General features: G+C 51.9%; 42 protein-coding genes and 3 tRNA genes. 33 read left to right on the plus strand and 12 right to left on the minus strand.

The annotated features are described in order from the left end of the window. Positions 1-222: 222 nt before the first annotated feature. The 33 genes from JW885_02560 to JW885_02720 all read left to right on the plus strand — a co-directional run bounded on the left by JW885_02560 (position 223) and on the right by JW885_02720 (position 14,592). Positions 223-468 carry a hypothetical protein gene (locus JW885_02560; protein MBN1881032.1) on the plus strand — a complete coding sequence of 82 codons (246 nt, stop codon included), beginning with the start codon at positions 223-225 and terminating at the stop codon, positions 466-468. Next, positions 468-776 (plus strand): DUF3310 domain-containing protein, encoded by a 309-nt coding sequence (locus JW885_02565; GenBank protein MBN1881033.1) that lies wholly within the window; start codon positions 468-470, stop codon positions 774-776. The genes JW885_02560 and JW885_02565 overlap by 1 nt, the downstream gene beginning before the upstream one ends. A 3-nt stretch (positions 777-779) precedes the next feature. Beyond that, entirely contained in the window at positions 780-1,643 is an 864-nt protein-coding gene (locus JW885_02570) for a tyrosine-type recombinase/integrase (protein MBN1881034.1), read from the plus strand. 26 nt (positions 1,644-1,669) lie between these two features. Next, positions 1,670-2,014, plus strand: coding sequence for a hypothetical protein (locus JW885_02575; GenBank protein MBN1881035.1), 345 nt, complete (start codon positions 1,670-1,672; stop codon positions 2,012-2,014). Continuing rightward, positions 2,007-2,276, plus strand: a complete 270-nt coding sequence (locus JW885_02580; protein ID MBN1881036.1) for a hypothetical protein — start codon at positions 2,007-2,009, stop codon at positions 2,274-2,276. The genes JW885_02575 and JW885_02580 overlap by 8 nt, the downstream gene beginning before the upstream one ends. Before the next feature lie 4 nt (positions 2,277-2,280). Then, positions 2,281-2,742, plus strand: coding sequence for a hypothetical protein (locus JW885_02585; GenBank protein ID MBN1881037.1), 462 nt, complete (start codon positions 2,281-2,283; stop codon positions 2,740-2,742). Then, a complete protein-coding gene (locus tag JW885_02590; protein MBN1881038.1) occupies positions 2,735-3,172 on the plus strand; it encodes a hypothetical protein in 438 nt (145 codons plus the stop codon). The genes JW885_02585 and JW885_02590 overlap by 8 nt, the downstream gene beginning before the upstream one ends. Next, a complete protein-coding gene (locus tag JW885_02595; GenBank protein ID MBN1881039.1) occupies positions 3,153-3,398 on the plus strand; it encodes a hypothetical protein in 246 nt (81 codons plus the stop codon). The genes JW885_02590 and JW885_02595 overlap by 20 nt, the downstream gene beginning before the upstream one ends. Next, entirely contained in the window at positions 3,395-3,844 is a 450-nt protein-coding gene (locus JW885_02600) for a single-stranded DNA-binding protein (protein ID MBN1881040.1), read from the plus strand. Before JW885_02595 ends, JW885_02600 begins: the two co-directional genes overlap by 4 nt. Before the next feature lie 9 nt (positions 3,845-3,853). Then, complete coding sequence (locus JW885_02605; protein MBN1881041.1) at positions 3,854-4,348, plus strand: hypothetical protein; 495 nt, start codon at positions 3,854-3,856, stop codon at positions 4,346-4,348. Positions 4,349-4,389: 41 nt separating this feature from the next. Continuing rightward, positions 4,390-4,617: a hypothetical protein gene (locus JW885_02610; GenBank protein MBN1881042.1), complete on the plus strand. Its 228-nt coding sequence runs from the start codon at positions 4,390-4,392 to the stop codon at positions 4,615-4,617. Between the two features lie 34 nt (positions 4,618-4,651). After that, a complete protein-coding gene (locus JW885_02615) occupies positions 4,652-5,164 on the plus strand; it encodes a hypothetical protein (protein ID MBN1881043.1) in 513 nt (170 codons plus the stop codon). 69 nt (positions 5,165-5,233) lie between these two features. Next, entirely contained in the window at positions 5,234-5,413 is a 180-nt protein-coding gene (locus JW885_02620; GenBank protein MBN1881044.1) for a hypothetical protein, read from the plus strand. 30 nt (positions 5,414-5,443) lie between these two features. Next, positions 5,444-5,689: a hypothetical protein gene (locus tag JW885_02625; GenBank protein ID MBN1881045.1), complete on the plus strand. Its 246-nt coding sequence runs from the start codon at positions 5,444-5,446 to the stop codon at positions 5,687-5,689. A 70-nt stretch (positions 5,690-5,759) separates the two neighbouring features. Beyond that, positions 5,760-5,930 (plus strand): hypothetical protein, encoded by a 171-nt coding sequence (locus JW885_02630; GenBank protein ID MBN1881046.1) that lies wholly within the window; start codon positions 5,760-5,762, stop codon positions 5,928-5,930. Position 5,931: 1 nt separating this feature from the next. Continuing rightward, positions 5,932-7,251, plus strand: coding sequence for an AAA family ATPase (locus tag JW885_02635; protein MBN1881047.1), 1,320 nt, complete (start codon positions 5,932-5,934; stop codon positions 7,249-7,251). 18 nt (positions 7,252-7,269) lie between these two features. Next, a tRNA-OTHER gene (locus JW885_02640) sits at positions 7,270-7,349 on the plus strand. Positions 7,350-7,375: 26 nt separating this feature from the next. Beyond that, positions 7,376-7,618: a hypothetical protein gene (locus JW885_02645; GenBank protein MBN1881048.1), complete on the plus strand. Its 243-nt coding sequence runs from the start codon at positions 7,376-7,378 to the stop codon at positions 7,616-7,618. Next, a complete protein-coding gene (locus tag JW885_02650) occupies positions 7,599-8,339 on the plus strand; it encodes a DUF5131 family protein (GenBank protein ID MBN1881049.1) in 741 nt (246 codons plus the stop codon). Before JW885_02645 ends, JW885_02650 begins: the two co-directional genes overlap by 20 nt. After that, entirely contained in the window at positions 8,339-8,605 is a 267-nt protein-coding gene (locus tag JW885_02655; GenBank protein ID MBN1881050.1) for a hypothetical protein, read from the plus strand. Before JW885_02650 ends, JW885_02655 begins: the two co-directional genes overlap by 1 nt. Then, entirely contained in the window at positions 8,595-8,792 is a 198-nt protein-coding gene (locus tag JW885_02660; protein ID MBN1881051.1) for a hypothetical protein, read from the plus strand. The genes JW885_02655 and JW885_02660 overlap by 11 nt, the downstream gene beginning before the upstream one ends. Positions 8,793-9,095: 303 nt before the next feature. Further along, positions 9,096-9,368, plus strand: a complete 273-nt coding sequence (locus tag JW885_02665) for a hypothetical protein (protein MBN1881052.1) — start codon at positions 9,096-9,098, stop codon at positions 9,366-9,368. Positions 9,369-9,611: 243 nt separating this feature from the next. Further along, entirely contained in the window at positions 9,612-9,950 is a 339-nt protein-coding gene (locus tag JW885_02670; protein ID MBN1881053.1) for a hypothetical protein, read from the plus strand. Further along, complete coding sequence (locus JW885_02675; GenBank protein MBN1881054.1) at positions 9,937-10,158, plus strand: hypothetical protein; 222 nt, start codon at positions 9,937-9,939, stop codon at positions 10,156-10,158. The genes JW885_02670 and JW885_02675 overlap by 14 nt, the downstream gene beginning before the upstream one ends. Before the next feature lie 3 nt (positions 10,159-10,161). Continuing rightward, complete coding sequence (locus JW885_02680; GenBank protein MBN1881055.1) at positions 10,162-10,353, plus strand: hypothetical protein; 192 nt, start codon at positions 10,162-10,164, stop codon at positions 10,351-10,353. Beyond that, the gene (locus tag JW885_02685; GenBank protein MBN1881056.1) at positions 10,350-10,637 is read left to right on the plus strand and encodes a hypothetical protein; all 288 of its coding nucleotides are present in this window, start codon (positions 10,350-10,352) and stop codon (positions 10,635-10,637) included. Before JW885_02680 ends, JW885_02685 begins: the two co-directional genes overlap by 4 nt. Positions 10,638-10,699: 62 nt before the next feature. Then, on the plus strand, positions 10,700-11,257 hold the full coding sequence (locus JW885_02690; protein ID MBN1881057.1) for a hypothetical protein: 558 nt from the start codon (positions 10,700-10,702) through the stop codon (positions 11,255-11,257). Continuing rightward, a complete protein-coding gene (locus JW885_02695; GenBank protein ID MBN1881058.1) occupies positions 11,254-11,628 on the plus strand; it encodes a hypothetical protein in 375 nt (124 codons plus the stop codon). Before JW885_02690 ends, JW885_02695 begins: the two co-directional genes overlap by 4 nt. Before the next feature lie 537 nt (positions 11,629-12,165). Beyond that, positions 12,166-12,699, plus strand: a complete 534-nt coding sequence (locus tag JW885_02700) for a M23 family metallopeptidase (protein MBN1881059.1) — start codon at positions 12,166-12,168, stop codon at positions 12,697-12,699. A 206-nt stretch (positions 12,700-12,905) separates the two neighbouring features. Beyond that, positions 12,906-13,106, plus strand: coding sequence for a hypothetical protein (locus JW885_02705; GenBank protein ID MBN1881060.1), 201 nt, complete (start codon positions 12,906-12,908; stop codon positions 13,104-13,106). Positions 13,107-13,114: 8 nt separating this feature from the next. Further along, a tRNA-Ile gene (locus JW885_02710) sits at positions 13,115-13,189 on the plus strand. A 545-nt stretch (positions 13,190-13,734) separates the two neighbouring features. Next, positions 13,735-14,109 carry a peptide chain release factor-like protein gene (locus tag JW885_02715; protein ID MBN1881061.1) on the plus strand — a complete coding sequence of 125 codons (375 nt, stop codon included), beginning with the start codon at positions 13,735-13,737 and terminating at the stop codon, positions 14,107-14,109. 282 nt (positions 14,110-14,391) lie between these two features. Then, positions 14,392-14,592 (plus strand): hypothetical protein, encoded by a 201-nt coding sequence (locus tag JW885_02720; GenBank protein ID MBN1881062.1) that lies wholly within the window; start codon positions 14,392-14,394, stop codon positions 14,590-14,592. Between the two features lie 4 nt (positions 14,593-14,596). Here the strand turns inward: JW885_02720 and JW885_02725 are convergent, their stop codons facing one another. From JW885_02725 to JW885_02780, 12 genes are all read right to left on the minus strand, one after another. Further along, entirely contained in the window at positions 14,597-14,767 is a 171-nt protein-coding gene (locus JW885_02725) for a hypothetical protein (GenBank protein MBN1881063.1), read from the minus strand. After that, on the minus strand, positions 14,713-15,789 hold the full coding sequence (locus JW885_02730; GenBank protein MBN1881064.1) for an acyltransferase: 1,077 nt from the start codon (positions 15,787-15,789) through the stop codon (positions 14,713-14,715). The genes JW885_02725 and JW885_02730 overlap by 55 nt, the downstream gene beginning before the upstream one ends. Before the next feature lie 130 nt (positions 15,790-15,919). Then, entirely contained in the window at positions 15,920-16,285 is a 366-nt protein-coding gene (locus JW885_02735) for a hypothetical protein (GenBank protein ID MBN1881065.1), read from the minus strand. Then, complete coding sequence (locus JW885_02740) at positions 16,248-16,502, minus strand: hypothetical protein (protein ID MBN1881066.1); 255 nt, start codon at positions 16,500-16,502, stop codon at positions 16,248-16,250. The genes JW885_02735 and JW885_02740 overlap by 38 nt, the downstream gene beginning before the upstream one ends. Before the next feature lie 15 nt (positions 16,503-16,517). Continuing rightward, complete coding sequence (locus tag JW885_02745) at positions 16,518-16,697, minus strand: hypothetical protein (protein ID MBN1881067.1); 180 nt, start codon at positions 16,695-16,697, stop codon at positions 16,518-16,520. Further along, positions 16,687-16,890 (minus strand): hypothetical protein, encoded by a 204-nt coding sequence (locus JW885_02750; GenBank protein ID MBN1881068.1) that lies wholly within the window; start codon positions 16,888-16,890, stop codon positions 16,687-16,689. The genes JW885_02745 and JW885_02750 overlap by 11 nt, the downstream gene beginning before the upstream one ends. Beyond that, positions 16,887-17,261 (minus strand): hypothetical protein, encoded by a 375-nt coding sequence (locus tag JW885_02755; GenBank protein MBN1881069.1) that lies wholly within the window; start codon positions 17,259-17,261, stop codon positions 16,887-16,889. The genes JW885_02750 and JW885_02755 overlap by 4 nt, the downstream gene beginning before the upstream one ends. A 54-nt stretch (positions 17,262-17,315) precedes the next feature. Then, a tRNA-Met gene (locus JW885_02760) sits at positions 17,316-17,390 on the minus strand. 8 nt (positions 17,391-17,398) lie between these two features. Further along, positions 17,399-17,884 (minus strand): hypothetical protein, encoded by a 486-nt coding sequence (locus JW885_02765; GenBank protein ID MBN1881070.1) that lies wholly within the window; start codon positions 17,882-17,884, stop codon positions 17,399-17,401. A gap of 1 nt (position 17,885) precedes the next feature. Continuing rightward, positions 17,886-18,257, minus strand: a complete 372-nt coding sequence (locus JW885_02770; protein ID MBN1881071.1) for a hypothetical protein — start codon at positions 18,255-18,257, stop codon at positions 17,886-17,888. Positions 18,258-18,271: 14 nt separating this feature from the next. Continuing rightward, positions 18,272-18,535, minus strand: a complete 264-nt coding sequence (locus tag JW885_02775; GenBank protein ID MBN1881072.1) for a hypothetical protein — start codon at positions 18,533-18,535, stop codon at positions 18,272-18,274. Further along, on the minus strand, positions 18,535-18,849 hold the full coding sequence (locus JW885_02780; GenBank protein MBN1881073.1) for a hypothetical protein: 315 nt from the start codon (positions 18,847-18,849) through the stop codon (positions 18,535-18,537). The genes JW885_02775 and JW885_02780 overlap by 1 nt, the downstream gene beginning before the upstream one ends. Positions 18,850-18,851: the final 2 nt, after the last annotated feature.

Below are 18,851 nucleotides of genomic sequence, written 5' to 3' on the forward strand. Positions count from 1 at the left end.
CGAGATACGTGATACGATACTATGTAGTGGTATTTTAATTTTCTCCATATACATGTTGACGTGTGCTCTGTTTACGTACATATTATTAGGATATTTGTATGAATAAATATGTAACGAAAATGCGCCGGCAGTACTGGCGGTATGCACGGGGTGAAATAAGCCTGGAACGGCTCCAGGCTCGTATCGACCGGCTGGCGTGTTGTATGAATAGGAGGGGTATGGATGAAAAAAATTTTCAAGCATTTCATGGAGGTGAAAATGAAACGGAAGAAGTACACGATCATTCTGATGAAGAAGGTGAATCGGCATTGCATGGCGCCGATTCTGGTTGAGGACGATCTTTTTTCCAGTCCCTCCCAGGCCGGACTCATGGCCCGGAACATGCTCGACGAGCTGTGCCCTGACGGGTTTTTCCTGGTCATGGACGAACACAACAAGCCGGTTGAGTTTTTCGAGGAGGCCGCGTGATGGCCACGTTCCGCAGCATCCCGAAAGAGACCGACGATTCCTGGTACACGAAGGGCGGCATTGAGCCGATCGATTTCATCGCGTCGCAAAACATGGGATACCGGGAGGGGCGGATCGTCATGTACGTCACCCGGTATCTCCACAAGAACGGCCTGGAGGACCTGAAAAAGGCCCGCTTCCACCTGAATCATCTCATCGATGAGATGGAGGCGGAACAAAAGGGGCGGCCGGTTATAGAACAATCTGAGGGTGTATGTTCCAACCCCCATCTGGACCCCGTGCAAATCAGGAGTTTCGAGGAGGAATAACCCATGAAAAATCCGATCCCCGCATTTATCACGCACCTCAAAAACCAGGGCAAGCGCCCCGGCACGTGGCGGCTCTACGGCAAAATCCTGATGCGGCTCCAGGAGCATAAAAACACCTGGGGTCCCGTCACCGGCCGCACCACCGCCCAGATCGAGGACTTTCTGTCCTCCATCGGGGGAACGGGAAAGTGGCGGAAGGTCAACACGATCGCGGTGAAAAACTTTTACCGCTGGCTGCACGAACGGGGCGCCATCCCGAACGACCCCACAGCGGAGATTGGAACACCGAAGGTTCCCGAACGGGAATACCTGCCCCCCACCGAGGCGGAGGTGGCCCGTATCCGGGCCGCCGCCGGACCTCGAATCGCCGCCCTTCTCTTTCACCTGGAACACACGGGCCTCCGGATATCCGAGGCCCTGGGCACGCGCCGGGAGGATGTGCTGCTCGACCGGGTGGAAAACGGGAAGCTGCGCCCCGCCCTGTTGGTGGAGGGGAAAGGTGGAAATCGGATCCACCTTCCCCTCCTCAACGCGCAGCACGTCGAATGGCTCCGGCGCCGTCTCCGGCACATGGAGCCGGGCGATCGCCTGTTCCGCTTCACGTACAGCACGGCGTGGTACGGCATCCACCACGCGGCGGTCCGGGCCGGGGTCCAGCGGGTGGTGTATGACGACGAGAACCGAAACCAGTATCACATATCCCCCCACTCCCTGCGCCGGTTCTTTGCGAAGCGCCTGGTGGATCGGGGTGTGCCTATCAACACCGTGCAGTATCTCATGCGGCACCGGTCGGTGGAGACCACCGCGAAATACGCCCGTGCGTCCGAAGGCGACGCCTGGCGGCAGATGGAGGCGGTGAATGGGTAAATGCAGCTGCTCGTAAGGAGATTATGATGAACATTCTGAAACGAGATGAACTGAAAACCCTGCGACACGCGGTAATCGTTTCTTTTTCTCCACACGTGTTCCGCTTTGCAGTGTGGAATGAAACGACCCTGGTGCACACGGTCGGGAGCATCGAACCGGAAATGCGATTGCCCCAGGTCCGCTTTGCGTGGTACGACGACGTGGCGGAGCTATTCAGGGTTGTATTTGAGCATGAATCATTCCCGGAAATACCCGAGGGAGAACCGATTCCAAAAATTGAGGATGTGTTCGACTCATATCATTGCAGGCTAACCACGGTTTGTGAATCCACGATACCCGAAATCAAAAGGATACTCGAGATCAATGACTAACCAACCCCACCACACCCCCCGCCAGGCGTGCGTCGCCATCCGGATCGCCGATTACTACCGCTATCTGAACGCGGGGGAAACCTATTTGATGCGGACGAAAAAACTCCCCCCGGACGCGGAATGCACCGGCGCGTTCATCAACAAGCGCACCAACATGCTGAATATCATCTACGAAAGCGACCGGTTCGATCCCGTATCCGGGAACCAATCGCCCCCGGTGATCTATACCTGGGATGTTATTCTATCTCCACATGTGAGGTGATCTCATGGAAAAGGAAAACGAAAAACCGGTAAACCGGGAAATCGTCGACCGTATCCGGGGGGGCTATGATCCCACACCCGAAAACATCGAATCCCTGCTTGTTGCCGTTGCTTACCTGGTGGAAGATCAAGGCGGTATCATGTTCGGCTCATATTTTCCAAACAATAGCAATGATGGGTTGATCGCAACACAGGGTGATGCTGAAAGCATAAGTGCTCTATTGGCTGCGGCATTCAGCACTGAAAAATATTTCGGCATATTCTATGGAATCATACGGAAATTGGTGGAACACCCGGAGACCAAGCGCAAACTTCACGACATTTGTCTCCTTGTTTTACTATACTATTATGATGAAAAGTCGCCATTGGAATTGATGAAAAAACTGAGTTCCAAAGAGGTTGTAATAAAGACGCACGAACAAAACAAGATAAAAAATATCTTTACAAAGGAGGACGACCATGGATGAAAAAACAGTAGAGAAGAACAAGAAAAGGGTTATGAAGGTCATCAACAAGCATTTCGACGAAACGCCGGAAACCATTAGCGGCATGATCGCCGCAATCCGAGACATGGTGGATAAAACCAACGGGCACGCCGTTCTGGCGTACTACCCGAAGGACAGCGACACCGGTTTCGCCCTTCTTCACGGCAGTAGGGATCGTCTCTCCCAGGGTCTCGCCCAGGTGTTCAACGAGGCCCGGAACAAGGAAGGAGGAATGGCGTTGTTCGCATCCACACTGCTTGTAATGACGAAAACGCTCAACATCCCCGGCGCAAAGGACATCGTGATGAATATGGCTTCGCTGATCGCCATCCAGGATACCGTTCTGCCGGCGCTTTTGAAGGCATACACCGAAACGGAAAAGGAGGAAAGCAATGAACCGATTATCCAGTAACCCGATGTCCCCCGTATCCGGGGCGATTGAAACTCCCGAAAAGCGGGACGTCATGGCCGATGAGATCGTGGAGACCTACCGGCAGATGGGCATCCTCATGAACGACGAGGACGAGGCCCGTATCCGGGCGTCTCTGGATACCCTGAATGACAAGATCGGATCCGGCAATTCCATCCTCATCACCGGGGATATGATCCTCACCGCAGACGTGGAGGTGCTGACGTGAGCGGAGTAAACAAGGCCATCCTGGTGGGAAACCTGGGAGCCGACCCCGAGGTGCGTTATACGGCCCAGGGCACCGCCGTCACCACGTTCAACATCGCCACAAACGAGAAGTGGACGGACAGAAACACCGGCGAAAAACAGGAGCGCACGGAATGGCACCGTATCGTCGCTTGGGCCAAGCTGGGCGAAATCTGCGGAGAATATCTCTCCAAGGGGAAGCAGGTCTATATCGAGGGCCGCATCCAGACCCGCTCCTGGGACGACCGGGACGGCAACAAGCGGTACACCACGGAGATCATCGCCCGGGAAATGGTCATGCTCGGCGGCAGCGGAGAAAGTCAAAACCGCCCGCCCCGCCCGGCCACAACCGAAGGCGGGTACAACGATCAGTACAACACACCGCCGCAGTCGTCCGGACCGCCGGATGATGACGATATTCCGTTTTAGGAGGAGTTCATGGCAGCGAGAATCAATGTAATAAGAATAGCAAAGGCGATGCGAAATCTTTTCGTTGAAGGCATTCCCAATTCCGAGAAGAGAAACGGGGTGATCGAGGATGCTATCTCCTGCATACAGCAGGATCCTCAAGGTGCCTTTCTCCAGGGATATCTTGGCGTCAAAAATTATAGCAGCTTTGGAGACCAGCGATGTGACTGTGACTACGGCTATGGACCAAAACATGGCCACATTCGTTTTTCGGTCGGGAGGACTGTTGAAGCCCGGAATGATGATGTCGTTCTCGGTCCGGACGAAATCTACCTGCTTGAATGTGTCAGAGATTTTGGTTTTATCAGCTATAAAGAAAGTATGAAAAGCAGGGAGAAAACAGTCAATCTATGCGAAGCACTTGACCTGATCGCCGAGCGCCAGCGAGTTATCACCATGATCAAAACAGCCATTGATGAGCGCCTGGGAGAGATAACGATCGAAACGCACGAAGGCGTATCATAATGGGTTCAGTATCCATATTGACGTAAGAGGTATAGCCATCCATGATATCATATTCTCTTCCTTCCAATCTGTCCCCCGATGAGATCATCGAGCGGATGGAGAACACCTACTGCGTCAAGACCGATGAGTACATTGAGTCAGGCTTCTTCTTCATCCGTGGAATCGACCTGGCCCTGTGGCGCCTGGCCTGGAAGATGAAACGGGGCGTGGCGCTGAACGAGGAGGATCGGATGCACATGGAAAGGTTCAATATCAGAAAGGAGAAGTGACCCCAGCCCCCGCCCTTCACGGAGGGCGGACCTGGTGTCATTTAAGGAAGTAAATATTAAGGAGGAAGAAATGGAAATGATTACCTGCAAACATTGTGGTGAGAAATTTATACATCCAGACGACGAGACAAATCCTTATAAGATGGAGGGGAGGGGGTTTAACTACTATAGTTCTCGGAAGGGTGGGAATTACATCCAATGCCCCCACTGCATGAAGGACAGTCGGGGGGAACAAATTATAAACCTCACACCCCACCCTATCCACATCGTCGATGCTGACGGCCTGGAACTTCGTCAATTTGCCTCGGCAGGAGCGGCAAGATTGGAAGTATTTTCGAATCCAGCGGGAGATATTGATGGTATTCCATGCACGATCAACGAGTTTGGAGAAGTTTCTGGTCTCCCGGAGTTTTCTCCCGGAACGTATTACATTGTATCTCAGATGATAAAGTCTGCGTATCCGGAACGAAAAGACCTCCTTGTTCCTGCGGGTGTTGTTCGGAATTCTGATGGTCAGATAGTCGGCTGTCGGTCTTTGGGAAGATAACACGAAACACCCTTTGTATCCCGGCGTGGTGGCCGGGGCCTTATGAGGAGCCAATAAAAGGAGAGAAAAATGCAAGAACCCACCGTGGGAAGATCCAGAAAAGAGAGGCTGGGAGATTTGAGGGACAATCTTATGGAACTGCTCAAAGAGGGAAGAGAGGAATCCTGGATGATAATGGCGCCGGAGATCGAAATGGATGACGCCGAACTTCTCATCGAGCTTCTGAACTCCGTCATATCGGCCAAGTAGCTTTCCCCAAGGAGCCTGGAAGAAGGAATCATGGACGAAGAAACAAAACGGGCGTTGAAGTGGGCGTTGAATCAGAAATACCACTCCGTGGCGGCAGAATACGCAAAAATACTTGCAACCCACATTGAAAGAACAAATGACGTATACGAAAGCGTTATCAACTCCCTTGTTGAACATGGATATCTCGAAAAGGATTGTCAGGAAATTGATAGAGTAAAAGGGGCTTTTGACAGGGCGATGAGGGACTCTCGAAAGTATAGATGGCGGCCACATTAGCAGTAGCTTCCCCCCGTGGCTTACTGAGCCTCGGGGAGAATCTATTAAGCGTGCCGCACAGGAGGTATAAATGTTTTATTTACAATGGTTGGTACTCAACTATGTCGTTCTGGTTCTTTTCTACGCCCTTTTTCACATTTACTTTCAGGGAAAACTCCTCAAGACGTACAAGAGGAACATGACTGAAATAAAGAACCTGGTAGACAAAATCTACAATACCCTCAAAAAACGGGAGGAATAAATTGGAAGAAGAAAAACTCTGGATAGTCGGACTGTACGTGGAAAACATCAAGAACATCCGCGTCGTGCACATCAGGCCGGACGGAAACGCGGTGATCCTCACCGGGGAAAACGGCGCCGGAAAGAGCGCCGCGCTGGATGCCCTCGAGGCCGCCCTCACCGGGAAAAAGTACGAGGACATCATCAGGCATGGAGAAACCCGGGCCGAGGTCCGGGTGGACATGGGCGACTATATCGTCACGAGGGTGTGGACCGAAAAGGGCGACCGCTTGAAGGTCAGCAGGAAGGGAGCGAGTTTATCCAGCCCCCAGACGTTTCTCAATGAAATCTTCAAAAAGATCTCATTCGACCCGACCAAGTTCATCCGCATGGACCAGGAAGAACAATACAAGACCATGCTGACGCTGGCCGGCGTCTCCCTGGAAAAGTGGAAGGCCGCGCGCAAGGAAGTATACGACAATCGCACCGAGGCCAATCGGGAGGCGAAGCGTCTCGAAAACGTCCTGAGCACGCTTACCCGGTCCCAGGGGGACGTCCCGGATGAAGAGATCGACGCCGCGGCACAGGCGGCGAAGGTGAACGGCCTGAAAGAACAGCAACGGGCATTTGAAAACGGAAGAAAGGAGATTGAGGCCCGCAAGGCGAGGATCGAGACGATCGAGCGACAGATCGCCGTCCTGGAGGCCGAGGCTGCAAAGCTGAAAACCGAAAAAGACAATCTTGAATCAGAAATCCCGGCCAGGGTTGAATATGTGGTTATCCAGGCCGAGGAGGAAAAACTTTCCCAGATCTCCGTTATCAACGCGGCGGTCCAGAATGCCAAAACATGGAACCGGACGGAAACCGAGCTGAACGAGGCGAAACGAAACGCCGATGAGCTCACGCGGAAGATCGACGAGATCGACCACGCCCTGAAAGAGAAGGTGTCGTCATTGCAGCTCCCCATCGACGGCCTTTCCCTCGAGGGTGAACAGGTAACCTACAACGGGATTCTTCTCTCCCGGCTCTCCGACGCCGAACAGATCCTCGTATCGACTGCCATAGCGATAGCGATTCACTCGACGCTTCCCATCGTCATCATCCGCGACGGGTCGTTTCTGGATTCCAAAAGTCTGGAAGCGGTTCTTGATCTGGCAACGAAACACGGTCACCAGGTATGGGTGGAAAAGGTGGACGAAACCGGGGAGGTCGGCATCGTATTCGAGGACGGGGTGATCGTATCCGGGGGTGTTCCGCAGGGGGAAATCCCGCAGGGAGATGTCGTCGACACCACGTCAGCGCCGCAGGATCAGGAGGACGGCACGCTGTTTGACGAGGGATAAAGTTTGGGGGGAGGATTACATGGGGTGGTGTAACTGGCAGCACGCCCGATCTCTTACATCGGGATCGGGAGGTCGCGGTTCAAATCCGTGTCCCATGCCTCCGCCTGAAACATAGGATAAAATCATGGAACTACTCATGTTTGAATTTTTGATGGGACTGATCACTGGTCTCATTGTCGGCTGGATCGTTGGTAAGTGCATGGGGGCTGTAAAGGGAAGCAAATCTTCCCCTGACGAATTGTTCTGGCACCGTGATCATTCAATTTATTCTGATCACTCAGGGATGATTCGCAGTCGTTTTGAGAACCCGAATCTGAAACCGCTCACGACAATTCCGGGGGTAATAGATGAACCGAACGAAAATTGAATGGTGCCAAAACCCCGACGGCACGAAGGGATTTACCTGGAATCCCGTCACCGGCTGTTTCCACGGCTGTTCGTACTGCTACGCCCGTCGTTTTGCCGAAACCCGTCTCCGTGGGCGGTGCGGGTATCCGGCCGACGATCCGTTCAGGCCGACATTTCGCCGGGACAGGCTGTACGAACCGCTTCAAGTCAAAAAGCCCTCCCGAATATTCGTATCGTCAATGGGGGATCTGTTCGGTGAATGGGTGCCCGCGAAATGGATTCAGGATGTCATCGATGTGTGCAAGCTCAACGAGAAGCGGCATAACGGGGGAGCTTCCCGCCACACATTCATTTTCCTCACTAAAAACCCAGCCAGATACGCCGAGTTTGACTTTCCCCCGAACTGCTGGCTGGGGGCCACGGTAACGAGTGGGGATGACTGGACCGGGTACGTTCGTAATCACTATGGGGCGCTCACGAGAACCGCGACCTATAACGTGTTTTTTCTCTCCTGGGAACCGATCCTTGATTATGACTGGTATTGGGACTACACCCCAAAATTCGACTGGCTCATCATGGGCGCTATGACCGGCCCGAAAGCAAAACAGCACCGCCCCGATCCGGGGTGGATAGAGGCGGCGGTCCGGGCGTGTCGATGGCGAGATATTTCCATATTCACAAAGGATAGTATCGCCCCATACCATGAGTTGATCCGAGAATGGCCGGAAAGGAGGTCGTGATGTCAAATGTTATTCCACGAATCCCGGGAACTCATATCATAGAGCAGGTTCTTCTCGTCACTGATATCGCCATCTTTACATTCAACAAATTCCATCAGAGCGGCGTTGCCGCCCTCCCCTCTCTTCTCCTCTCTCACAGGGTTTTGTGCGATCTATTCTCGAAGGATACCGACGTCATAGACAAGGTATTCAAAAACGAATCTTCGGTAATATGCAGGGGTGAAAAACTCATTACCTGGGAGGAAGGAGATTGTGATGGATTTTGATATCGGTGGTTTCTGCATCTATGGGAGAAAAATGTGGGGCGTTTATCTCTTTCGCTACTCGAACTACGACGGCTCTTTTGAGGGCTGGTTGTTTCGCCTGTCCCACTTCGAGGGCATGGCCGGTTTTAACTGGGATTTCCTCTTTCTCAACGGCCTGTATCGGTACATCAAGGAAAGGGAGAGGTGATGTTTTTGCTTAAAATAATCGGTTTTTTGTATCTTTCCTTTTTCTGTCTTTGGACCGTTATGGAAATTACAGTGGAATTTAAAGATGTTCTGCAATCTAAAGAAAATTTTAGAAAATCATTTAGAGAATGGGCAGTGGTTTGCGGAGTCGGGGCTATCGTTGTGCCCCTTGTGGTTGTTGGCTACTGGTCGTTTTATAAGATGTTTTCTATAATCTTTTCTTTTTAAACGAATGAGACACATCACCATCAAGAGACGGTGGTTCGATCTCATCAAGAGCCGCCGGAAGAACGCGGAAGTCCGCATGGCGATCCCGATGTTCCGGAATATCCAGCCCGGGGAACACGTCATGTTGATGTGCGGGAAGGACCGTCTGGAGGTCCATGTATACGGTAGGTGCGTCATGGATTGTCGGGAGTTGGATGCCTGGGGCCGTTTTGCGAACGCCCGCTATGGGATCCCCACGTTTGACTTTATAGATGAATTGATCGACATCTATTCCCGGGAGAGACTTAAAAAAGAGCCGGTGGTGGTGCTGATGGTATCGCCGGTGTTAAAAGAGAATTTGGAGGTGTGAGCGATGAAAGAAGTAATCGGAGAGTGGGAGGGACCGGTCCCGGAAGGGGAGCCGATATACAACGCGAATGAAATTTGCTGGAATTGTCCAACCTGCGGGCAGAAATGGACATCATTTCGTACTTTTATAAGACACAACGCAATCCGGTCAAAATGTGATGTTTGCGGAGAAAGGGTGCGGGTTGTTTTCGAGGAGGTAACCGATGACGACGATTAAACCCAGCGCGGATAAGGGGTGTGAGGGGTGAAATTAAGACTATTTTATAAGCTGACAGTCACATATGAGAACGAAGTCATATGGGAGGGTTATGAAACGGAGGAGGTCGAAATCCCAAAACTTGACGTAGAAAAACATGCGACTGAAAAGTGGAATACGGCATATTATGTCTTGGGCGGGGAATGGCTCGAACATGATGAATTGCAAGTTCTTTTTGAGCGCATTCTTGAAAATCATGGCGATGCAACTTTCGGAGGGAAAATACATAAATCGGCAATAGTGCAAACATCAAAAAAAGAACGTGGTTATAACTACACTGTCATCGGCGGTGAATGGATAGAGGAGGCAAACAATGACGACGATTAGGGAAAAAATAAGAAGAATTTTTTGTCCGGTGGCTACTGCAATTGAGGATGATCTCAAAAATATAACGCAAAAAACGATCACCCCTTGTGGCCTCTGTCTTTGGTGGCACGCCATAGATGTGGACAGGGAAATAGGGGAGTGTCGTATTTATCCAAAAACAATAGAAAAAAGATCAACGGATTTTTGCTCCTTTGGACATAGGAAATGAATCATGAGCGATCCCATCTGTAAATATGCCCTCTTCGCACTTATTGCCGTCCTGTCCCTCCTGTTCTGTGCGAATCACCGTATCTGCAAGGACAAGACCCTGTTCGATGGTGTCGACGAACTCCGCCTGGAGATCGCGGAGATGGAGGCGGATATGGATGAATTGTTAATGAGGATTGAGGAGGCGATTCGATGAAAAAACGATTTTGCGATATGTGCGGGAAGGAAATTGATTACACAGTTGATCCCCTTCCCAATAAAGCCAAGTGGTCTTTGACAAATTATAAAATCGGTAATCGTTATGATCTCAAGGTGTCAGTTGGCATTTCTATTACTGTAAACAGATTAACAGATTTGATAGATCCCGAAATTGATCTTTGCAATAAACATGCTGCGGAACTTGTAATAAAAGTAATTAAAGAAAGTGAAAGACTGAGAAACGAAAAACACCGTCCCACACCTGGGACAGTCGAAAGGTGAGTATTTACTTACACTTATGCGGCTTCACACATATATTGTCCCAAGCTTTACGAAGGTGAATCATGGAGACATTGAGCATATCGGACGACACAATGGATATCCTGTTGGACAGGGTAAACGACAACCTGCCCGCCGGGAAAAGCATCAGCAGGTCAACCCTGTATCGGTGCATCAAGTATGGCACGTCCGACAACGAGATCAGGTCCGCCGTCGTGAAGGTCCTGGGCCGGGCCGCCGGCGCCTGTTACGACTGGTGCACCGCCTGTGAGAGTGCGGAAAAGCAGAACAACGAGCTCCGGGAGATGATCACACAGATGAATTACAACCAGGTTTTCGCCTTCCACCGCCTCACGCCGCGCATCGTCGGCATGTGGATCACGTTCCTTGTGATCTTCCTGTCCCTGATCTACGGCCGCCCGGGCCTCAATAATCTGGCACTCACCAGGACCGATAGTATCATTGCCCACACATGCGAAGTGGAGGCGGAAAACGCCATCCTCCAGGCCCAGGCGGAAGTGATGAACGACAGGCTGGAAAAACTGGTGGAGTATGTTGAGGACCTGGAAGCCCAGATACAGGGCATGGACGGGGAAATAGAGGAGGTGGAGGATGAGCAATGAACCAGGAAGATCAGGCAGTAATTCCAAGCCTCAACTTTTTCCACGAAACGGCGATGAGCATTGCCTGGAGGGCATACATAGCGAAGGGATTGGGGGATGTTGAAAAATCAAAAATATTATATGCGGAAGCCCTTCCCTGGGAAACCCGGGCGGCCGATCTTGTCAAAGATCATCATAACATGGAGCCGACCCGGTCCGTTCTCTACCGGAGCGCCGCATCCATGGCGATGAACTGTGGAAAATACGACGAGGCCGAACGCCTGATCAAGATCGCCCTGGAGGGCACCCCCCCACCGGAAATAAAGTGGGAGCTGCGTGATCTTCGGAGAGAAATACGGAAAAAGAGAAAGGAAGAAGTATGGCAACGGTAGAGGCAAAAATGTCACGCAGTGCGCGGATCCGGTGGCGGCTCCGGGTCCTTTACAGACGTCGGATAAAGCCCTGTTTCAAGTGCTTCATATGCGGTTTCGTGGATTGCCATACCTGCATCCACGAGGATCCATATGAGCAGTACCACAGGATGGTGAAAGACCTTATGAGGGAACTGAAAATCAAATCATGACGGCCACCCTCCTCAAGATAATCATTATATGCCTGGTGGTGGTCCTCATCCTGAGTGTGACGGGGAGTGATTGATGAGAAAGATCAACCTTAAACTCTCATATGGATCTTTTGTCTTTTTTTGGTTGTTCATATGGCGGGAGTACGCTGGTTCGGTGTGGCATAGGAATTTCCATCTTTCGTTTCTTGGTTTTGATATGAATCCAAAAGAGTTTTACCTGTTTGGCATAGAAAGATTTAACAAAAGATGGTTCCTATGGCTTTTTTGGTTTTTCAAGTTTTACACTCCTTTGTGACGGGAATTAAAACATGAAAATAGTTGAAATCATCGGACGGGCGATAATGGAATGCGAAAAGCAATCATCATAATCCTTTTACTCCCCGCCCTCTGTTTCGGTGGGGATCCGACCGACGTCCTGGATGCCACCCGGCTGATGTATCGGGCGTCCCGGGCCGTCGACGGGGCCCAGAAGATGCTCAAGCGGGATGACTTGGCGAACATCCCCATGGGCTGGCCGTGCGAAGGGGGGATAACCTCTCCCTTCGGCTACCGAGATCATCCCGTGTGGCACACATGGAAACACCACAACGGGATTGATATCGGCGCCCCGTATGGCGCCCCGGTATGCGCCACAGGCGGGGGGACGGTGACGTTCACGGGGTGGAAATGGGGGTACGGGCGAACCGTGGATATCGAACACTCCCCCCACCTCGTTACGAGATACGCCCACCTTTCCGAGATCACGGTCCGGGTGGGGGATGTGGTGAAGCGGGGCGACTGGATAGGCGATATCGGCACAACGGGCACCGTCACCGGCCCGCATTTGCATTATGAAGTCCGGATCAACGGCGAACCGGTGGATCCGGCGGGGTGGTTATGAACATTGATGAATACTGCGCAGAAAATCTTGACGTGTACTGCGAAAAATTCAAGACAAGCATGACCAGACAGGGATGTATCAATTACAGTCGGATGCACCCGGAAGAATGTCACGGATGCGAGCGGGCGGCTCCGGAGGCTGATGTCTCCGAACGTCTGAGAAATAGAACCTTTAAAAGAAACACAGAAACAAAAAGGAGAAATCCCATGGAAAAACACGGAATCAAGAGGCTCTTTGAAGAGCCGGAAACGGTGGAAATCACCCCACTCGGCCAGGTGAAGGTCAACCGGGAAATCAAGGACAGGATCGGCGCGATCTCCCAGAAAACCAAGTGGTCGTTCTCGGAGGTCGTCGAGGCCCTGCTGGAAGAAGGACTGAGGGTGTACGACGAGCAGAGAAAGGAATAACCGTCCACGGGCCCATAGCTTAACGGCAAAGCGGCCGGCTCATAACCGGTTTTATCCGGGTTCAAATCCTGGTGGGCCCACCATGATTACGATGTTAAAGGAAAAAAATGATTCTAATATTCAACATATTCATCGGCCCTGTTCTTCGTACCTTGCTTGATATCCTCATTCTTTTTACAGTATTTCCTCTTCTTGTGATTGTCCTATCGATCTGTATTGCTTATGGTGCAATAGAGCATTTTCTTACGGATACAATCCCGTTCGAAATTCGTTGGTGGTGTCTCGAAATCTCTTGGTGGTGGAGAGATATAAAGGAATGGTTTTCTAACAAGGCGGCGAAGCATGAGAAAACGTAAAATCAGATTGTGGTTTCAGTTCCTTCCCATCTATGCGGGTATCTTCCGCGACAACTACGCCACCTTCGATCGAGATGAAGGGTACGTTGCGAAGTGGGAATTTCATCTGTTTTTGATAGGCTTCCTTTTCGACAGGCCCCGCTATCTGATAGGCGGTATGTGGGGCCCCAAGTTTATAGCGATTGACATATTCTTCTTGAAGTTTTTATACAACCGCCACAAAAAAGTTCTTCGGTTTGATGAAACCGAGATTTACTTTCGACAGGAAGAAAATGATCACTCCTGAAAAGAAACTCCTTTTCTCCGTCACCGCAAAGGACTGCCGGTGGGACTACTACCGCGGCTCCGGAAAAGGCGGTCAGCATCGGAACAAGAAAGACACTGCGGTCAGGTGCACTCACATCGAAAGCGGCGCCGTCGGTCAGTCGGAAGATCAGAGAAGCCAGGCGCAGAATAAGAAGTTGGCCTTCCGGCGCATGGCGGAATCCGCCACGTTCAAAGCCTGGCACAAGCGAAAGGTGGCGGAGTTGAACGGGATGTCGCAGCGTATCGAAAGCGACATCGAACGGGACCTGGCGGATCCCAGTGTGACGAAAATCGAAGTGCTTAGAAACGGTGAATGGGTTGAGGGAAAAATAAAATGTTGAATTATGACAGAAACCCTATGATTCGTGAAGGTATATATCGAGGAGAACACATAATAATCACAAGGTTCTGGAGTGAGCATGTCGGGCATATGATAATAGAGGTTTATCATGAAGAATATAAACCCCAGAATAGAATTTTTCGATTTAAAGGGTTACCATATGAAGAAGGTTTCCGCCTTGATAGAACAGGTAGAACTAAGTTTGCAGTCGATAAAGCAGAGTATTATTTCTGGCAAGATTTGGATAAGATTTTAGACGCAAGAAAATATGCACAAGAAAGGAATGAACTTGACAATGGAAACCACAGGCTACTGGAAGGTCGAATACACGTGCCCGGTTTGCCGGGAGGAAAACGAGATCACCAGCAGCGACGATTCCGAGTGGGATACTCCGGACAGTGAAAAACCCTGGATGATCGAAACGGAGTGCTCATTCTGCGAAAAGACGATCACCATCAACCTCATTAGCGCACTGATGGGTTGAGATATCAGGTAACCGCCTCCTCCATCATGATCTCTCCGCCCTCCCTCCAGATCACATATTCGTGGAAACACTTGGAGCAGATCACCCGGGCTTGCCAGTCTGTGGGGATCCCCACGGGGTCTATCCGCTCGGGGTAGGAGCAGAAAGGGCAGATGATGGTTGTTTTCTGCTGCACGGCTGTTTTCCCTTTTCCGGTCGTTGCACGAGGAAACGCCCCCGGATCGCATTCCGTGAGGGTTTTTCGATGAAGTGATAGGATGCCGCCGAAATGCCGATCGTCAGGGCGAGACAAATAAAAAAGAAAAGCACCGGCATGTCACGCGCGGGGTTTTTTAACATATTTACTACGGGCAAATGAAGCAGATACATCGAATAAGATATTTTCCCGAGATAATCACCAAACCTGTTTGCAAGGATAGGGTTGTTGTCAGGAACGAAAAACAGAATCACGAAAAAGACGAACGAGAGACAGAGCAGGCACAGAACCCCCTCCCACATATTATGATAGGTTTTAAAAACAGGGCCGAACACACCGGGAAATAGCACGGGGACAATTAATAAGGCGGAAACGAATACTCCGCTTTTCATTCGAGGGGTCCAGTTTCGATAGAGCTGTCCGAAGATCACCCCGGCAAAGAAGAACGGAAAAAACTGTGGAAACACTACATGGTAATCAATCAACAGGGATCCTTTGAATGTGGGGTATCCGGTAATCGTTACAACGTAGAAAACTGCAATCATAAGAAACATGGCGTACAGCCATCGTTTGGACGCGAACCACCAGATAAGCACAAAGAAAAAATAGAAGTGTATTTCAATCGGCACAGTCCACAACACCGACGGGCAATTTAAAAGCGTGAGATTTTCAACGAAACCGGAAAACGAATCAACCCTATATACCGTACCCGCGCCTATCAAGTGGGAGTAATACGCAAACACCACAATTAACAAAAATAACGGATACACTCTCGCAAACCGCGCCACGGCGAAATTCCTCACCTCTCTTAACTCGAATTCTCGATTCATATAGAGGTATGACATCAAAAAACCAGAGAGGATAAAAAAGAGCATCACCCCTATTTGAGGTGAGCCGTTTCCGAAAATATTTACCAACAATTTCGCTTGATGGCTGTAGTGACCAACGAAAACTATGAGCGCCGCGATAGCACGAATTGTATTAAGTTTGCGAATCTCCATCGTCGTGATCGTTTACATTATGACCAAAAAAATAACGATTTACACGGATCGTGATCTTTCCAATATTCTGGAAAGAGTGTAACATAAAAAAACATCGGCAGTCAATCAAAAAATCCTCTCTTAACGGATATCATGCCGTCTGCAATCCGACGTCGGCTTCCACCAGGAGGATCAGTACCACCGCCAGGGCGGCGAAAACCGCGCCCAGCCCCATCCCTTTCAGGTAGGCCATGGCCTCCCGTTTCCCCATCTCTTTGACCACCTCTTTCAGCGCCTCGTTCTCGGCCAGGGCCACCACCAGAAGGTCCCGATCCACGTTCGCCCGCAGCAGCACCTCACTGAGCGCCGCCTTCCCTTCTTCCGTCAGCACGCCGTCCGCCACGTACTCCGGACCGATATAATCGCTGTTCGCCGTTTCTACATAATGGCGCGTCAGGTCTCCCGCCATCACGTCATAGTCAACGTATTCCATCACCGGCATACACGCCGCTGTCACGATACAGCTCATCAACAAGATGGTTGATATAATCGTCCTCATGTCCCGCCTCCGGGGGTTGATAATGTTCATAAAATGCGTCGTCGATCACGTTGTAGACGGTATGACCGGGGATTTCAGGTCTCGACAGATCCCGCCGAAACAGAAAAAAGCCGGCAACAGCGATGCCCACCGTCAGCACAACCCCGACGACGATCCACGCAATCCATCCTTTCATATGTTACCTCCACCGTTACGATGCCCGCTTAAACTTCACGACAAGACACCTCCGGCATGTCGGCATGGGGTCCCTGGTGTAGTCCAGATCGTGCCGTTTCTCCCATCCGCCGCAGTGAATGCACCGCCCATACCCGAGATCATGCAGTGCGCGCTCCGCCATGGCCAGCCGCCTTCTCATCTCGTCATTCGTCACCGGACGCCCCCATCATTTTCCCCAACACCTTTTCCAGCACGGCAGGGTATTTCGTCAATACGTTTGCGAACATATAGAAACCGAAAACGGCGGTCAGGCTCCAGGCAAACTCCCTCGTATACAGATACACCCCGCAGGCCAGCAGGAGGGCGAGAAATTTCCGCCCCCCTATCGCCTTCCAGACCTTTTTCATTCATCTCCCCCGTATTTCTCCGGCAGCCACCATAAAAAGAAATCAACCGCCCCCACACATGCCACGGCGATCAGTATCATGAAGTAGCACCACAGGCTCCACCCGGCGTGCGCCATCAGCGCATATAAAAATCCCAGGATGAACCCACCGAACACGACGACGGTCACAGCCCGCTTCACCGCGTAGTACAATGTAATGACATCCCGGGGCTCCCGGTCCAGGTAGAAATCCGCGGCCCCAGCGGCGCACACGGCCACCGCAGCCACCAGGTAGTCGATGAACGTCCACCCGGGCAGCCACGCCGTTACCAGCCCCAGCACGGCCAGGCCGGCCAGGGTCCTCAGTATCGATCCCACAAGATTCTTCAACATATCGTCCTCCATGTTTTCACAAAAAAACCCGGCATATTCGCCGGGGTATTTATCTGGTTGCGGGGGGCGGATTTGAACCGCCGCATTACGGCTCATGAGACCGTCAGGCTACCGCTGCCTCACCCCGCTTTTTTCAGCTACCATTCCCCTCCCCTCACCCAGTTACGCCGCATCTCCTCATGCACCATATACGGGTGATTGAAGGCGAAATCGAAGTGGCAGAAGGTGTTGTATTTCTTCCACCCGATGCGGACGTCCGGATCCAGCGTGCGCGCCTCGTCCCGCATCTGGCGGGGCGAAGAGAAATGTCCGATGATGGAAACATCGATGGCATACGCCTGCTTCTTTCCGTCCTTTGTTCCCAGCTTCCACACCATATGAGGCGAATACCGCACGCCCCCCACCGCATGATTGTGTGGGCTGCACCGTATGGCGCTGTTGATGGAAAGCGGCCGTCCCCCCAGATGCGCCCGCAGTCGTTCATAGAAGTCCAGGACGCGCGGATCAATCACGTTGATGATCTGCTCCCGGGTCTTGTAGGGGCACAGCTCGTTGTCGCACCGGCATGCAATCTCATACACATAGATATGCGGCCACCGGCTTTCGTCCAGCAATTCGTGCATGTTACTTGTCTCCAAAAGTTTGTATCAGCAGTATCACGGCGGACACAAGACCGGGCGACGCGGCGGCAACGGCGATAATCAGGGTGGACCGAAGGGAAATCCTGTCTTTCAAAACGGCGAGCGTTGTATCCTGCTTGCCGTTCAGCCCTGCCCGCTGCTCCCTGTAATCGGAAAAATCTTTTCTCATCTCATCGATCTTATCAAACAGCTTGCCGAAACCCCGCTCCATTCCCTGTTCAAGGGTGTTGAGACGTCGCTCCGTGGCGGCGTCCCGCTCCTCCTGACGCCCCCGCATCTCGCTCACATCCGCGGATATCCGATCCACGCAGTCCTCCACCCGGCCCACCCGGGCCGTCAGCGTATCACCGTTCATATGTTGCCCCCCCGTTATCCATGTCGCACCACCGTCTCGGCCGTTCTCCGATCTGTCCTCCCCACGATGGACCACCTCCCGTCCCTGTGTTCCTTCACCAGCCGCACGTTCATACCGGCAAACAGCGCCTCCCCCGACGCGTTCACCACCGTCACCTCCAGACCGCTGCGCTTCCGTACAAGGATTCTCCCGTCCGCATCCACGCTCAGGACCTCACCGGTGTCATACTGATCATACTGTTCCTGCCGGGCAATGTGCCGGACATCTCTCACCCGCATCACTCAAACCTCCGGGAGCTCTCCACATCAACGGTCATGGTCCGGGACGATTGCGTGATGGTTTTCGTCACCCGCCTGATCACCCCGTTCGCCGTCACGCCTATCCGGGGGTTGTTGATCTCCACCGCGTCCCCTTCCGTGTCCGCCGCCGCAAAGGGCACCTCCAGCGTCCGGGTGACCGCCACATACCACTGGGAACGCAGCTCCGCCAGCCCCCGGCGAAACGCCACGTCCTCGTTCGCAATCAGCGCGTCGGTAATCGAGTGCATCCTCCTGGTGCCGTCGCCCAGGACCACTTCAACGGATATTGCCATCG

The sequence above is a fragment of the Candidatus Zymogenaceae bacterium genome, from assembly GCA_016931225.1.
Classification (GTDB): Bacteria; Desulfobacterota; Zymogenia; order Zymogenales; family Zymogenaceae; genus JAFGFE01.